The organism is Streptomyces sp. NPDC051976 (assembly GCF_040680795.1).
Classification (GTDB): Bacteria; Actinomycetota; Actinomycetes; order Streptomycetales; family Streptomycetaceae; genus Actinacidiphila.
This window is the reverse complement of record NZ_JBFAXL010000001.1, coordinates 397,320-410,254: the sequence shown is the minus strand read 5'-3', so window position 1 is coordinate 410,254 and position 12,935 is coordinate 397,320. Positions and strand designations below refer to the sequence as shown.

General features: G+C 72.3%; 13 protein-coding genes and 2 tRNA genes. 10 read left to right on the top strand and 5 right to left on the bottom strand.

Features of this window, described 5'->3' with window-relative positions; genetic code table 11:
• Positions 1–57 precede the first annotated feature (57 nt).
• Together AB0M29_RS01955 and AB0M29_RS01950 are read left to right on the top strand one after the other, a co-directional pair.
• Positions 58–1,137 carry a sigma-70 family RNA polymerase sigma factor gene (locus tag AB0M29_RS01955; RefSeq protein ID WP_365377465.1) on the top strand — a complete coding sequence of 360 codons (1,080 nt, stop codon included), beginning with the start codon at positions 58–60 and terminating at the stop codon, positions 1,135–1,137.
• A gap of 87 nt (positions 1,138–1,224) precedes the next feature.
• Positions 1,225–1,830: a dihydrofolate reductase family protein gene (locus AB0M29_RS01950; protein WP_365377463.1), complete on the top strand. Its 606-nt coding sequence runs from the start codon at positions 1,225–1,227 to the stop codon at positions 1,828–1,830.
• A 28-nt stretch (positions 1,831–1,858) separates the two neighbouring features.
• Here AB0M29_RS01950 and AB0M29_RS01945 read toward each other — a convergent pair whose 3' ends face one another.
• Both AB0M29_RS01945 and AB0M29_RS01940 read right to left on the bottom strand, forming a co-directional pair.
• The gene (locus AB0M29_RS01945; protein WP_365377461.1) at positions 1,859–2,518 is read right to left on the bottom strand and encodes an NAD(P)H-binding protein; all 660 of its coding nucleotides are present in this window, start codon (positions 2,516–2,518) and stop codon (positions 1,859–1,861) included.
• Positions 2,519–2,527: 9 nt separating this feature from the next.
• Positions 2,528–3,802, bottom strand: coding sequence for an amidohydrolase family protein (locus AB0M29_RS01940; protein ID WP_365377459.1), 1,275 nt, complete (start codon positions 3,800–3,802; stop codon positions 2,528–2,530).
• 285 nt (positions 3,803–4,087) lie between these two features.
• On the opposite strand from AB0M29_RS01940, the gene AB0M29_RS01935 reads away from it, so the two are divergent.
• The 8 genes from AB0M29_RS01935 (at position 4,088) to AB0M29_RS01900 (ending at position 9,302) form a co-directional block, all read left to right on the top strand.
• Positions 4,088–4,160 (top strand) — tRNA-Thr (locus AB0M29_RS01935).
• A 45-nt stretch (positions 4,161–4,205) separates the two neighbouring features.
• Positions 4,206–4,278 (top strand) — tRNA-Met (locus AB0M29_RS01930).
• An 86-nt stretch (positions 4,279–4,364) separates the two neighbouring features.
• The gene (gene rpmG / locus AB0M29_RS01925) at positions 4,365–4,529 is read left to right on the top strand and encodes a 50S ribosomal protein L33 (protein WP_004571794.1); all 165 of its coding nucleotides are present in this window, start codon (positions 4,365–4,367) and stop codon (positions 4,527–4,529) included.
• A 148-nt stretch (positions 4,530–4,677) separates the two neighbouring features.
• On the top strand, positions 4,678–5,139 hold the full coding sequence (locus AB0M29_RS01920; protein ID WP_365377457.1) for a MaoC family dehydratase N-terminal domain-containing protein: 462 nt from the start codon (positions 4,678–4,680) through the stop codon (positions 5,137–5,139).
• Positions 5,139–5,567, top strand: coding sequence for a MaoC family dehydratase (locus AB0M29_RS01915; protein ID WP_365377455.1), 429 nt, complete (start codon positions 5,139–5,141; stop codon positions 5,565–5,567). Before AB0M29_RS01920 ends, AB0M29_RS01915 begins: the two co-directional genes overlap by 1 nt.
• Positions 5,568–5,650: 83 nt before the next feature.
• The gene (locus AB0M29_RS01910) at positions 5,651–6,205 is read left to right on the top strand and encodes a helix-turn-helix domain-containing protein (RefSeq protein WP_365377453.1); all 555 of its coding nucleotides are present in this window, start codon (positions 5,651–5,653) and stop codon (positions 6,203–6,205) included.
• A gap of 93 nt (positions 6,206–6,298) precedes the next feature.
• A complete protein-coding gene (locus AB0M29_RS01905; RefSeq protein ID WP_365377451.1) occupies positions 6,299–7,732 on the top strand; it encodes an MFS transporter in 1,434 nt (477 codons plus the stop codon).
• Positions 7,733–8,225: 493 nt separating this feature from the next.
• Positions 8,226–9,302: a UDP-N-acetylmuramate dehydrogenase gene (locus AB0M29_RS01900; RefSeq protein WP_365377448.1), complete on the top strand. Its 1,077-nt coding sequence runs from the start codon at positions 8,226–8,228 to the stop codon at positions 9,300–9,302.
• 34 nt (positions 9,303–9,336) lie between these two features.
• Here the strand turns inward: AB0M29_RS01900 and AB0M29_RS01895 are convergent, their stop codons facing one another.
• The 3 genes from AB0M29_RS01895 to AB0M29_RS01885 form a co-directional block, all read right to left on the bottom strand.
• Positions 9,337–10,512, bottom strand: a complete 1,176-nt coding sequence (locus AB0M29_RS01895; RefSeq protein ID WP_365377445.1) for a low temperature requirement protein A — start codon at positions 10,510–10,512, stop codon at positions 9,337–9,339.
• Entirely contained in the window at positions 10,500–11,528 is a 1,029-nt protein-coding gene (locus tag AB0M29_RS01890) for an adenosine deaminase (protein WP_365377443.1), read from the bottom strand. Before AB0M29_RS01890 ends, AB0M29_RS01895 begins: the two co-directional genes overlap by 13 nt.
• 101 nt (positions 11,529–11,629) lie before the next feature.
• Positions 11,630–12,868: a pyridoxal phosphate-dependent aminotransferase gene (locus tag AB0M29_RS01885; RefSeq protein ID WP_365377441.1), complete on the bottom strand. Its 1,239-nt coding sequence runs from the start codon at positions 12,866–12,868 to the stop codon at positions 11,630–11,632.
• Positions 12,869–12,935: the final 67 nt, after the last annotated feature.

Here is a 12,935-nt window from a genome sequence, read left to right as displayed (position 1 = left end):
CCCGAAGCGGCTGTGAGGCATGCCACATACCCCACACCCGTGCGGGATGATGACGCGGTGGAATCCGTTGACGCCATGACCGAGCCGGAGTTGCTCGCCGCCGCCCGCACCGGCGACCCGGGAGCCTTCGACCGGCTCGTGGCCCCGTACCGCAGGGAACTCCTCGCGCACTGCTACCGGATGCTCGGCTCGGTGCAGGACGCCGAGGACGCGCTCCAGGAGTCGCTGCTGGGCGCCTGGCGGGGGATCGGCGGCTTCGAGGGCCGCAGTTCGCTGCGCGGCTGGCTCTACCGGGTGTGCACCAACGCCTGCCTGCGGCTGATCTCGCGCAGGCCCCGCAGGGTGCTGTCGCCCGACCACGGGCCCGCCCGGCAGGACACCGCGGAGCTGGGGGCGCCGGTGAGCGGCCCGATCTGGCTGGAGCCGTGGCCGGACGACATCTCCGCCGACACACCGCACGGCCGGTGGCCGGAGCCGATGGTGGACACCGACGACCCCGCCGCGCGCTATCTGCGCCGCGAGAGCGTGGAGTTGGCCTTCGTCGCGGCGCTGCAGTTCCTGCCCGGTACGCAGCGGGCCGTGCTGATCCTGCGGGAGGTGCTGGAGTTCTCCGCGGCCGAGACCGCCCGGATGCTCGACACCACACCGGCGTCGGTGAACAGCGCCCTGCAACGGGCCAGGAAGGCCGTCGGCGAGCGGACGCCCGGCCCTTCGCAGCGCGACGAGCTGGCGGCGCTCGGCGACGACGGGTGCCGGGCGCTGGTCGACGCCTTCGTGGCCGCGTGGGAGCGCGCCGACGTACCGGCGCTGCTCACCCTGCTCACCGAGGACGCTCGCTTCACGATGCCGCCGCTGCCCGCGTGGTTCGACGGCCGCGACAGTGTCGCCCGCTTCCTCGCCGAGCGGATCTTCGCCACCCCGTGGCGGCTGCTGCCCTTCGCCGCCAACGGCCAGCCCGGCTTCGCCTGCTACCTGCGTACCGCCGAGGGCGAGCCGTACCGCCTCGGCGCCGTGAACGTGCTGACCCTGCGCGACGGCCGGATCCGCGAGATCACCGGCTTCCTCGACCCCGAACTCCACCGCCACCTGGGCCTTCCCCTCGAACTTGCCGCGCCGGACGGGGGACCGGAAAAATAATCCGCGAGAAGCGATGAGTTCCCGGGCAGGCATGTCTCTCCACACCTGAAGGCGGCGACCACGCCGCCCCAGTGGAGGGAGAACGCCATGCGCAAGCTCGTCGTCACCAACATCGTGTCGCTCGACGGCTACTACGAGGGCCCCGGCGGGAACGTCATGGTGCTGCCGATGGACAACAGCTTCGACACGTACAACGTGGAGCGGCTGCGGGCGGCGGACACGCTGCTGCTGGGCGCGCGCTCGTACGGCATGTTCCGCGGCTTCTGGCCCGCGATGGCGGACAACCCGGAGGCGTCGCCGGTCAACCGGGAGCTGTCGAAGCTGGAGAACGCCATCGACAAGGTCGTCGTCTCCGACACGCTCACCGCCGACCAGACCGACCCGTGGCGCGACACGACCCGGATCGTCCGCCGCGCCGAGGCGCACGCGGCGATCGCGGAGCTGAAGCGCGGGCCCGGCCGGGAGATCCTGGTCTTCGCCAGCCGGACCCTGTGGAACGACCTGCTCGCCGCCGGTCTCGTCGACGAACTGCACCTGGTGGTCGGCGCCGTCGCCCTCGGCGGCGGCACCCCGGCGTTCACCACCCCGACCGCGGCGCCGCTGCGGCTGCTGGACGCCCGCCCGTTCGAGGGCTCGGACAACCTGCTGGTTACGTACGCCCCCACGGCTTCCGCGGCCGCGGAAGGGGCCTGACCCCGCCTCAGCCGCAGCCCGACAGAGGTCAGTTCCCCGCCACGTTCCGCACCGCCACCCCGACGGGGGTCTGACCCTCGATCAGATTGAGGGTCAGACCCGCAGTCGAGGGTGTGGTGAGGAGTTCGGCGAGGACGGCCGCCACGTCGTCGCGGGTGACCGAGCCGCGGCCGGTGGTCGCGGCGAGCAGCACGCGCCCGGTGCCGGGGTCGTCGGTGAGGGCGCCGGGCCGCAGGATCGTCCAGTCGAGCGCGGTACGGGCCCGGATGTCGTCGTCGGCCGCGCCCTTGGCCCGCAGATAGGCGTCGAACTCCGGATCGCCGCCGCTCGCCTGGGCGTTGGCGCCCATCGAGGAGACGACCAGATAGCGACGCACCCCGGCCCGCTCGGCCGCGTCGGCGAAGAGCACGGCGGCGGCCAGGTCCACGGTCTGCTTGCGCGCGCTGCCGCTGCCCGCCCCCGCGCCCGCCGCGAAGACGGCCGCGTCGGCGCCGGCCAGGGCGGCCGCCACCGCGTCCACGTCGGCCGACTCCAGGTCGAGTACGACGGGCTCCGCGCCCGCCGCCCGCAGGTCGTCGGCCTGGGCGGGATTGCGGATCAGCCCCGCCACACCGTCCCCGCGCGCGGCGAGCAACCGCTCCAGCCGCAGCGCGATCTGTCCATGTCCACCCGCGATCACAGTACGCATGCCGCGACGCTACGCCTGCCGGTGCGACTGGCGCGGGAGGTCGAGCGCCGCCTCGCTCTCCGAGTCGCAGTACTCGCGTACGGCGCTGGTCCGCGAGACCACCCGGCCGCGGTGCACCACGATCCGGCTGTAGGCCAGCGACAGCACGCCCTCGACGCGCTCGCCGCGGACCGCCAGCAGCTCGGCGGGGAATCCGGCCTCGACCCGTACCTCCGGCAGCCCGAGGACCGCGCGCGCCTGGCCGCTGACCGTCTCGTACGCCTCGACGGGGCCGCACTCGCCGTACGACGCGAGCAGGAAGGCCGCCTCCAGCGGGTCGCCGCGGCCGACCGGGTTGGCCAGGTCGCCCATCGCGCCGCTGCCCGCGGTGACCCGCACTCCCGCGGCGCGCAGCAGCCGCACCGGGGTGAGCAGGTCAGCGGCGCCGCGGCGGACCGACTCGACGCCGCCGCAACCGCCCTGCGGGAGGGCGACGACCGAGACACCGGCGGCGGCGAGCTGGTCGGCGGCGCGTCCGGCGGCGTCCTGCGGCAGTGAACCCAGGCCGTGGCAGGGGCCGATGGTGACCCCGGGCCGCAGCCCGCCCGCCATCGCGGCCAGCCGGGCCAGCCGGGCCGGGTCGCCCGCCGAGGTGTGCAGATCGACCGGCAGCCCGAACTCGCCCGCCAGGGTCAGCACGGCCTCGGCGTACCCGCTCGGGTCCGGATCGAGGTCGGGGCAGCCGCCGACCACCGAGGCGCCCATCTTCAGCGCGTCGCGCAGCATCGCCAGCCCGTCGGCGCCCGCCGCCCCGGTGAGCACCCGCGGCACCGCGACGGTGTGCAGCTCCACCAGCCCGCGCAGCGCCCGGCGGGCCTGGAGCACGGCCTCCAGCGCCCGCAGCCCCTGCACGTCACCGATCCGCACATGGCTGCGCACCGCGGTGGCGCCGTGGCCGAGTTGGAGCAGCGCGGCTTCCGTAGCGCGGCGCTGCACATCGGACGGCTCGGGCGAGGGCGGGCCGTCGGCGCCCGCGGTCAGCGCCAGGTCGAGGTGCGCGTGCGGCTCGGCGGGCGCGGGCAGCAGCAGATAGCCGCGCAGGTCGATACGGGCGCCGTCGCCGGGGCGGCCGCCGGGCGCGGTGAGGCTGCCCGCGGTGCCCACGGCCTCGATCCGGGGGCCGCTCAGCCGTACGTCGACGATCCGGCCGTCGGTCAGGCGGGCACCGCACAGCAGCAGCGTGGAGCTGTCCGCGGCCGTGGGGCGGCTGCTGTCGCGGGAACTGTCGCGAGGGCTGTCGGTCATCGCGCTCCTCCGGTGCGTGCGGGGGGCGGACGTCGCCGGGCATGAGTGCGGGCGTCGCCAGGCATGATCACGCTGAGCCGAGCCTAGGGGTCCGCGCGGCGCACACCCGGCAGGAGAGCATTAGTCGTACCGGTCAGGGTCGTGCCGCACCCCCGCCGCGCCCCGCCGCGCCGCCCCCGAAGTGCGGGCGCCAGACGCCCGATACGTCCCGCCGGGGTGCCCGTTGTGCCCGGCCGGATACGGATTTCACGTATCGCTGCGGACCGTGTAATGTCTTCCTCGCTCGCCCCAATAGCTCAGTCGGTAGAGCGTCTCCATGGTAAGGAGAAGGTCTACGGTTCGATTCCGTATTGGGGCTCTGATGGATCGGTTCCCCGCCACCCGGCGGGGGCCAGTTCGTCGCAGCGGCGTAGCTCAGTCGGTAGAGCAAGCGGCTCATAATCGCTGTGTCACCGGTTCAAGTCCGGTCGCCGCTACTCTCCGTAGCCGATTGTGGGATCGGTCCCTCAGTCGGCTACTATTCCTATGTTCAAATCACCCCCGTTCGTCAAGGAGCACTCACGTGGCCGCCACCGACGTCCGCCCGAAGATCACGCTGGCCTGCGTGGAGTGCAAGGAGCGGAACTACATCACCAAGAAGAACCGGCGTAACGACCCGGACCGTCTTGAGATGAAGAAGCACTGCCCGCGTTGCAACGCGCACACCGCGCACCGCGAAACGCGCTGACTCCAGGCCAAGAAGTACCACGAGGCCGCTCCCGTCACCGGGGGTGGCCTCGCGGCATTGCGCTCGGCAGGTAGTCCGCGGCGGGCAACAGTAGCCGCCCTTGATCACTTCCCGCATGGTTTCCCTAGTTCCCGCACCGGAGGTGCCGATGGCTCTGGACCAGTCCTTCGTGGGGCGGAGCTATCCGCCCACCGCCGCCTACGAGGTGGGCCGGGAGAAGATCCGCGAGTTCGCCGAGGCGATCGGCGACGCGAATCCGGCGTACACCGACCCCGAGGCCGCCAAGGCCCTCGGCCACCCCGATGTGATCGCGCCGCCGACCTTCGCGTTCTCGATCACCTTCAAGGCGGCCGGGCAGGTGATCGAGGACCCCGAACTGGGGCTCGACTACAGCCGCGTGGTGCACGGCGACCAGAAGTTCACCTATACGCGTCCGGTCCGGGCGGGCGACAGGTTGACGGTCACCTCCACCATCGAGGCCGTCAAGTCGCTGGCCGGCAACGACATTCTGGACATCCGGGGCGAGGTCCACGACGAGTCGGGCGAGCACGTGGTGACCGCCTGGACGAAGCTGGTCTCCCGCGCGGCGACCGAGGACGGGGGCGCGTGATGGCGACGGCGATCGGTTACGCGGATGTCGAGGTCGGCACCGAACTCCCCGCCCAGACCTTCCCGGTGAGCCGCGCCACGCTGGTGCGCTACGCGGGCGCGTCGGGCGACTTCAACCCGATCCACTGGAACGAGAAGTTCGCCCTCGAGGTCGGCCTGCCGGACGTGATCGCGCACGGCATGTTCACCATGGCGTCGGCGATCCGGGTCGTCACCGACTGGGCCGGCGACCCGGGCGCGGTGGTCGAGTACGGCGTACGTTTCACCAAGCCCGTCGTCGTGCCCAACGACGACCAAGGCGCCGTCATCGAGGTGACGGCCAAGGTCGCGGCCAAGCTCGACGACAACCAGGTCCGGGTGGACCTGGTCGCGATGTCCGCGGGCCAGAAGGTGCTCGGGATGTCCCGCGCGGTGGTCCGGCTCGGCTGAGCGCACGTAAGGGGTGCCCACCCGGAGTGGGCACCCCTTACGCATCGCTTGACAAGGTAGTGATTGGCCACTAACTTAGTCGCATGGTCAGGATGAGCGCAGACGAGAGGCGCGAGAGCGTCATCCGCGCGGCGATGAGCGAGTTCGCCCACGGTGGCTACGACGGCACGTCCACCGAGGCGATCGCCCGCCGGGTGGGTGTCTCCCAGCCGTATCTCTTCCGCCTCTTCCCGAACAAGGAGGCCATGTTCCTGGCCGCCTCCAAGCGCTGCATCGACTCGACCCGCCAGGCGTTCGCCGACGCGGCCGAGGGCCTGCCGCCCGAGGAGCGGCTGCCGGCCATGGCCCGCACCTACCAGCGGATGATCCACGAGGACCCCGAGCGCCTGCTGATGCAGATGCAGACCTACGTGGCCGTCGCCGCCGCCGAGGCGGCCGGAAACCCCGAGTTCGGCGCCGCCGTCCGCGAGGGCTGGCTGGAGCTGTGGGACACCGTCCACCTGGCACTCGGCGCGGACGTCGACGAGACGACGACGTTCCTCGCCTACGGCATGCTCGTCAACACCCTGGTGTCCCTGGGCTTCCCGGCGGGCCACCGCGTCTGGGAGGGCTTCTACGAGTCCGCCCGCCCCGAGTGAGCACGCGGGCGCCCACCCGCGCCCTTTCACGCCCTCAAAACTTAGTCATCACTAACTAACCAAGAACGAAGAGACTCACCTCCTGGGGGAGCAATGAACCAGCAAGCCGCCCGCCGTCCAGGCAGTGCCGCCTGGGCCCTGGTCATCACCAGCGTCGCCGGTTTCATGGCGGCCCTCGACAACCTCGTCGTCACCACCGCGCTCCCCTCCATCCGCAAGGACCTCGGCGGGGCGCTGTCCGACCTCGAATGGACGGTGAACGCCTACACGCTCACCTTCGCCGTCCTGCTGATGTTCGGCGCGGCCCTCGGCGACCGCTTCGGCCGCCGCAAGCTCTTCCTCACCGGCCTCACGATCTTCACCGGCGCCTCCGCGGCCGCGGCCCTCGCGCCCACCATCACCACCCTGATCGCCTTCCGCGCCGTCCAGGGCGTCGGCGCCGCGATCATGATGCCGCTCACCCTCACCCTGCTCACCGCGGCCGTACCCGCCGAGCGGCGCGGCATGGCCTTCGGCATCTGGGGCGCCGTCAACGGCCTCGCCATCGCCAGCGGCCCCCTCATCGGCGGCGGCCTGACCGAGCACATCTCCTGGCAGTGGATCTTCTGGCTGAACGTCCCCCTGGGCGTCGCCCTCATCCCGCTCGCCCGGCTGCGCCTCAACGAGTCCACCGCACCCAACGCCCGCCTCGACGCCCGCGGCACCGTACTGATCAGCCTCGGCCTCTTCGGCATCGTCTACGCCCTGGTCAACGCCACCAGCAAGGGCTGGACCAGCACGCCCGTCCTCAGCGGCCTCATCGGCGGCGTGATCCTCGTCGCCGCCTTCATACGGCACGGCGCCACCGCCGAGCACCCCATGCTGCCCATGCGGCTCTTCCGCAGCCGCGGCTTCTCCGCGATCAACGCGGCCAGCATGCTGATGTTCACCGGGATGTTCGGGTCGATCTTCCTGCTCAGCCAGTTCCTGCAGAACGTCGTCGGCTACGGGCCCACGGAAGCGGGGCTGCGCATGCTGCCGTGGACCGGTATGCCGATGATCGTCGCGCCCATCGCGGGCTACCTCTCCGACCGCATCGGCGGCCGGCCCGTCGTCGCCGCCGGTCTGGCCCTCCAAGCCATCGGGCTCGGCTGGTTCGCGCTGATCCTCTCGCCCGACGTCTCCTACCTCTCGCAGCTTCCCGCGCTCATCATCAGCGGCACCGGCATGGCGCTCTTCGTGGCCCCGGCCACCAACCTCGTCATGTCCAGCGTCCGCTCCTCCGAGCAGGGGATCGCCTCCGGCGCCAACAACGCGCTCCGCGAGGTCGGGGGTGCGCTCGGGGTCGCCGTCCTCGGCTCCATCTTCTCCGCGCAGGGCGGATACGAGTCCGCCACCTCCTTCGTCGACGGCCTCACCCCGGCTCTCTGGGTCGGCTCCGCCGTCCTCCTCGCCGCCACCGTCGCCGCCCTCCTCATCCCCCGCCGGGCGCACTCCGCGCAGGCACCCACCACCGACACCCCCCGCACCCTCCAGCCCACCGCCTAACCGGCGGCCCCCCCACCCCCGCGCCTACCGGCGCGGGGGTTTTTCCCACCCGCACCACCCGTGCGGGTGCGTTTTCGTCTGCCGGTCTTCTGGTGGGTGGGGTCGGGGCCCCGCCGGGGTATCTCCTCGGGCGCCAAACACTTGCCGGGCGAATCTGCTTCTGCGGGGGAAGTGTTCGGCGCCCTGCGGGGGCACCCCGCCACGTCCCCTCCCGGGCCGGATGGCGGCTGCCGGTCCACGGGGGTGATGGCGGGGCGGCCGGGTGGGTGTGGCACACGAACCCACCCCCCTCAGCGGGACCCCACCCACCCACGGAGGGCGCCCGGGTTTGTGAGCTGAGGGGGGCGGGGGTGGAGGGGGAGGGTTGCGAAATGCTGCCGGATATTTGTGGCGGGGGAGAGGGTGCGGGTAGGAGGTGCAGAAGCGCCGTAAATATCCGATTTCGAAGCCCTCCGCCGGAACCCCCGCCCCCCGACCCACATAACCTAGGGACGTGCACGCAACCCCGAACGCCCCGCTCGCCCCCCTCACCACCTTCCGCCTCGGCGGCCCGGCCACCCAGCTCCTCACGGCCACCACCGACGCCGACCTCGTCGAAGCGGTCCGCACCGCCGACGCCCACGGCGCCCCCCTCCTCCTCATCGGCGGCGGCAGCAACCTCCTCATCGGCGACCACGGCTTCGACGGCACCGCCCTCCGCATCGCCACCACCGGCCGCACCCTCACCCTCACCCGCACCCCCACCCGCGGCGCCACCCTCGAACTCGCGGCAGGCGAGACCTGGACCGACGCCGTCGCGGCAACCGTCACTGCCGGCCTCGCCGGGATCGAGTGCCTCGCCGGTATCCCCGGCTCGGCCGGAGCGACCCCGATCCAGAACGTCGGCGCGTACGGCCAGGAGGTGTCGAGCACGATCACGGAGGTCGTCGCGTACGACCGCCGCGCCAAGGAGACCGTCACCCTGCCCGCCACGGAGTGCGCCTTCTCGTACCGGAGCAGCCGCTTCAAGGAGGACCCGGACCGCTTCGTCGTGTTGCGCGTCCGCTTCGCGCTGGAGGACGCGGGCGGCCTGTCGGCGCCGATGAAGTACGCGGAGACGGCACGCGCGCTGGGCGTGGAACCGGGCGACCGGGTGCCGCTGGCGAAGGCGCGCGAGACGGTGCTGGCGCTGCGCGCGGGCAAGGGCATGGTGCTGGACGCGGCGGACCACGACACCTGGTCGGCGGGCTCCTTCTTCACGAACCCGATCCTGACCGCGGCCGAGCACGCCGCCTTCATGACGCGGGTCAAGGAGCGCCTGGGCCCCGATGTGACCCCGCCGAGCTACCCGGCCGCCGACGACCGTACGAAGACCTCGGCCGCGTGGCTGATCGACAAGGCGGGCTTCACCAAGGGCTACGGCACGGGCCAGGCCCGCATCTCCACGAAGCACACGCTGGCCCTCACCAACCGCGGCTCGGCCACCACCGAGGACCTGCTGACCCTCGCCCGCGAGGTCAGGGACGGCGTGCACAAGGCGTACGGCGTGACGCTGGTCAACGAGCCGGTACTGATCAACGCAATCCTCTGAGGACCCCCCGGCTCACCCCCCCACGCACCCTCACTCACCGCCCAGCGGCGCGAGCGACCCGCACCCACTCCACCACGTCCAGCACGACCACCACCCCCGCCAGCAGCGCCAGCGCCCACAGCGCCGTCATCCGCGAAGCGACCGGCACCGCGGCCACCACCACCCCCGCCGCGATGAGCCGCGTCGTCGACCAGAGCCGGAACATCCGCCAGCGGGTGTAGCCGAAGACGGCGAGGAAGAGCGCGCAGCCGCCGTACAGCAGCAGGGCGAGGGACGAGCCGAGCCGGTGGGACGGGTGGGCGACGGCCTCGTGCATGCCGACGGCGGCGGCGACGATGCCGCTGATGAAGCCGAGGTGGGCATAGGACAGGACGTGCCGGATCATGTCCATCTGCTGCCGTGCGGTGGCCACGGCGAACTGGATGGCGCTGGCGGCGAAGGCGAAGTACACCCACCACAGGGCGGCGGCCAGTGCGAACGCCGCGGCGACGGCGGCGAGTTCGTCGGCGGGCAGACGGTCGGCCGTCGTCGCGGGACCGCCGATGGAGACGATGGACTCGCCGAGGGCCACGATGAGGAAGAGCCCGAACCGCTCGGGCAGGTGCCCCGAGTGGAAGTGCGCGTGCGCGATACGCCGCCGGATGAGCTGCGGGATGAGCAGGTCGACGGTGGCGGCGACCGCCCAGACGGTGACCCGCGCGGACCCGTGCAGCAGCCCGCCGGCCAGCATCAGGGGGCCGGTGAGGAAGGCGCCCGCGGTGAAGGCGTTGAAGCGGAAGTCCTGCCAGCGCAGCACCAGCGCCTCCAGCAGCAGCCGGGCGGCCCAGTAGGAGGCGCCGAAGAGGACGCCGCGGTCTGAGTAGGCGTAGGGGATGGCGAGGCCCATGAAGAGGGCGCTGAGGCCGACGCCGAAGATGCCGATCCGGTCGACGGGCTTGTCGACGTCCTGCCGGTTGGAGTGCACGGAGGTGCCGACCCAGGCCCAGTAGGCGGGGACGAAGACGACCAGGGCGCGCCCGGCCCCCGCCCAGCCGTGGTCGGCCCGCAGCAGTGTGCTGACCTGGGTGACGGCGAAGGCGTAGACGAGGTCGAAGAACAGCTCGCCCCAGGTGACCCGCTTCTCGGGCTCCTCCCGGGGCGCGGTGACGAGATCGACCGCGGAGGGACCGGCGCCGTCCTCCGCGTCGGCGGCCTCGGCTATGCCAGCCACGTGTCGACCCCGCCGAGCAGCCGGTCCTTGACCTCCTTCGGGGCACGCGAGCCGCGCACCGACTGGCGGGCCAGCTCCGCCAGCTCCTCGTCGGTGAAGCCGTGCACATCGCGGGCGATGTCGTACTGGGCGGCCAGGCGGGAGCCGAAGAGCAGCGGGTCGTCGGCGCCGAGCGCCATCGGTACGCCGGCGTCGAAGAGGGTCCGCAGCGGTACGTCCTCGGCCTTGTCGTACACGCCCAGCGCCACGTTCGAGGCCGGGCAGACCTCGCAGGTGACGCCCTTGTCGGCGAGGCGGCGCAGCAGCCGGGGGTCCTCGGCGGCGCGGACGCCGTGGCCGACGCGCTCCGCGTGCAGGTCGTCCAGGCAGTCGCGGACGCTGGCGGGCCCGGCCAGCTCGCCGCCGTGCGGGGCGGCCAGCAGACCGCCGTCCCGGGCGATGGCGAAGGCGCGGTCGAAGTCCCTTGCCAGGCCCCGGCGTTCGTCGTTGGACAGGCCGAAGCCGACGACGCCGCGGTCGGCGTAGCGCACGGCGAGCCTGGCGAGGGTGCGGGCGTCCAGCGGGTGTTTCATGCGGTTCGCCGCGATGACCACCGCCATACCGACGCCGGTGTCCCGCGAGGCGGTGTGCACGGCGTCGAGGATGATCTCGATGGTGGGGATCAGCCCGCCGAGCCGGGGCGCGTACGAGGTCGGGTCGACCTGGATCTCCAGCCAGCCGGAGCCGTCCGCCGCGTCCTCCTCGGCGGCCTCGCGGACCAGCCGCTGGATGTCCTCGGGGGTGCGCAGGCAGGACCTGGCGATGTCGTAGAGCCGCTGGAAGCGGAACCAGCCGCGCTCGTCGGTGGCCCGCAGCTTGGGCGGTTCGCCGGAGGTGAGCGCCTCGGGCAGATGGACGCCGTGCTTGTCGGCCAGCTCCAGCAGGGTGCTGGGCCGCATGGAACCGGTGAAGTGCAGGTGCAGATGTGCCTTGGGCAGCCGCCCGATCTCGCGTGTCGTACGTACCTCGCGTGCCATTCCAAGATCCTGCTATACGACAGCCCCCGTCCGGTACCACTTTCTCCGAACGGGGGCTTGCCCGAAAGCACGAGCGGTGCGCGACGGCACCGGCGCCGGGTTCAGTCCTTGGCCTCGCCCAGGAGCTGCTGGAGCCGGGTGACGCCCTCGACGAGGTCCTCGTCGCCGAGCGCGTAGGACAGCCGCAGGTAGCCGGGGGTGCCGAAGGCCTCGCCCGGGACGACCGCGACCTCGGCCTCGTCGAGGATCAGCGCGGCCAGCTCGACCGAGGACGCCGGGCGCTTGCCGCGGATCTCCTTGCCGAGCAGCGCCTTCACCGACGGGTACGCGTAGAACGCGCCCTCGGGGGTCGGGCAGACGACGCCGTCGATCTCGTTGAGCATCTTCACGATCGTCTGGCGGCGGCGGTCGAAGGCGGCGCGCATCGCGGCGACCGCGTCGAGGTCGCCGGAGACGGCGGCCAGCGCGGCGACCTGGGCCACGTTGGAGACGTTCGAGGTGGCGTGCGACTGGAGGTTGGTCGCGGCCTTGACGATGTCCTTGGGGCCGACGATCCACCCCACGCGCCAGCCGGTCATCGCGTACGTCTTCGCGACGCCGTTGACCACGATGCACTTCTCGCGCAGCTCGGGCACGACGGTCGGCAGCGAGGTGAAGGCGGCGTCGCCGTAGACGAGGTGCTCGTAGATCTCGTCGGTGAGCACCCACAGGCCGTGCTCGACGGCCCAGCGGCCGATCGCCTCGGTCTCGGCGGGGCTGTAGACGGCGCCGGTCGGGTTCGACGGGGAGACGAACAGCACGACCTTGGTGCGCTCGGTGCGGGCCGCCTCGAGCTGCTCGACGGAGACCCGGTAGCCGGTGGTCTCGTCGGCGACCACGTCGACCGGAACGCCGCCCGCGAGCCGGATCGACTCGGGGTAGGTGGTCCAGTACGGGGCGGGCACGATGACCTCGTCCCCCGGGTCGAGGATGGCGGCGAAGGCCTCGTAGATGGCCTGCTTGCCACCGTTGGTGACCAGCACGTTGGCGGCCTCGACCTCGTAGCCGGAGTCGCGGAGCGTCTTGGCGGCGATGGCGGCCTTCAGCTCCGGCAGGCCGCCGGCCGGGGTGTAGCGGTGGTACTTCGGGTTGCGGCAGGCCTCGACTGCGGCCTCGACGATGTAGTCGGGGGTCGGGAAGTCGGGCTCACCCGCGCCGAAGCCGATGACCGGGCGCCCGGCGGCCTTGAGGGCCTTTGCCTTGGCGTCCACGGCCAGCGTCGCGGACTCGGAGATCGACCCGACGCGGGCCGACACCCGCCGGTCGGTGGCAGACGATACGGGGGGAGTAGCAGCGCTCATGAGTGCATGGTCCCACTCCTCGGAGACCGCCTGCACCCACGTTTCACGGGCTGATCCGCCGGGTCCG

What these genes read in the sequence shown, in the direction of transcription:
- AB0M29_RS01905 (WP_365377451.1), top strand. Translation starts at nt 6,299, where the DNA reads ATGAACCAGCAAGCCGCCCGCCGTCCAGGCAGTGCCGCCTGGGCCCTG.
- AB0M29_RS01910 (WP_365377453.1), top strand. Translation starts at nt 5,651, where the DNA reads ATGGTCAGGATGAGCGCAGACGAGAGGCGCGAGAGCGTCATCCGCGCG.
- AB0M29_RS01940 (WP_365377459.1), bottom strand. Translation starts at nt 3,802, where the DNA reads ATGACCGACAGCCCTCGCGACAGTTCCCGCGACAGCAGCCGCCCCACG.
- AB0M29_RS01890 (WP_365377443.1), bottom strand. Translation starts at nt 11,528, where the DNA reads ATGGCACGCGAGGTACGTACGACACGCGAGATCGGGCGGCTGCCCAAG.
- AB0M29_RS01950 (WP_365377463.1), top strand. Translation starts at nt 1,225, where the DNA reads ATGCGCAAGCTCGTCGTCACCAACATCGTGTCGCTCGACGGCTACTAC.
- AB0M29_RS01945 (WP_365377461.1), bottom strand. Translation starts at nt 2,518, where the DNA reads ATGCGTACTGTGATCGCGGGTGGACATGGACAGATCGCGCTGCGGCTG.
- AB0M29_RS01920 (WP_365377457.1), top strand. Translation starts at nt 4,678, where the DNA reads ATGGCTCTGGACCAGTCCTTCGTGGGGCGGAGCTATCCGCCCACCGCC.
- AB0M29_RS01885 (WP_365377441.1), bottom strand. Translation starts at nt 12,868, where the DNA reads ATGAGCGCTGCTACTCCCCCCGTATCGTCTGCCACCGACCGGCGGGTG.
- AB0M29_RS01915 (WP_365377455.1), top strand. Translation starts at nt 5,139, where the DNA reads ATGGCGACGGCGATCGGTTACGCGGATGTCGAGGTCGGCACCGAACTC.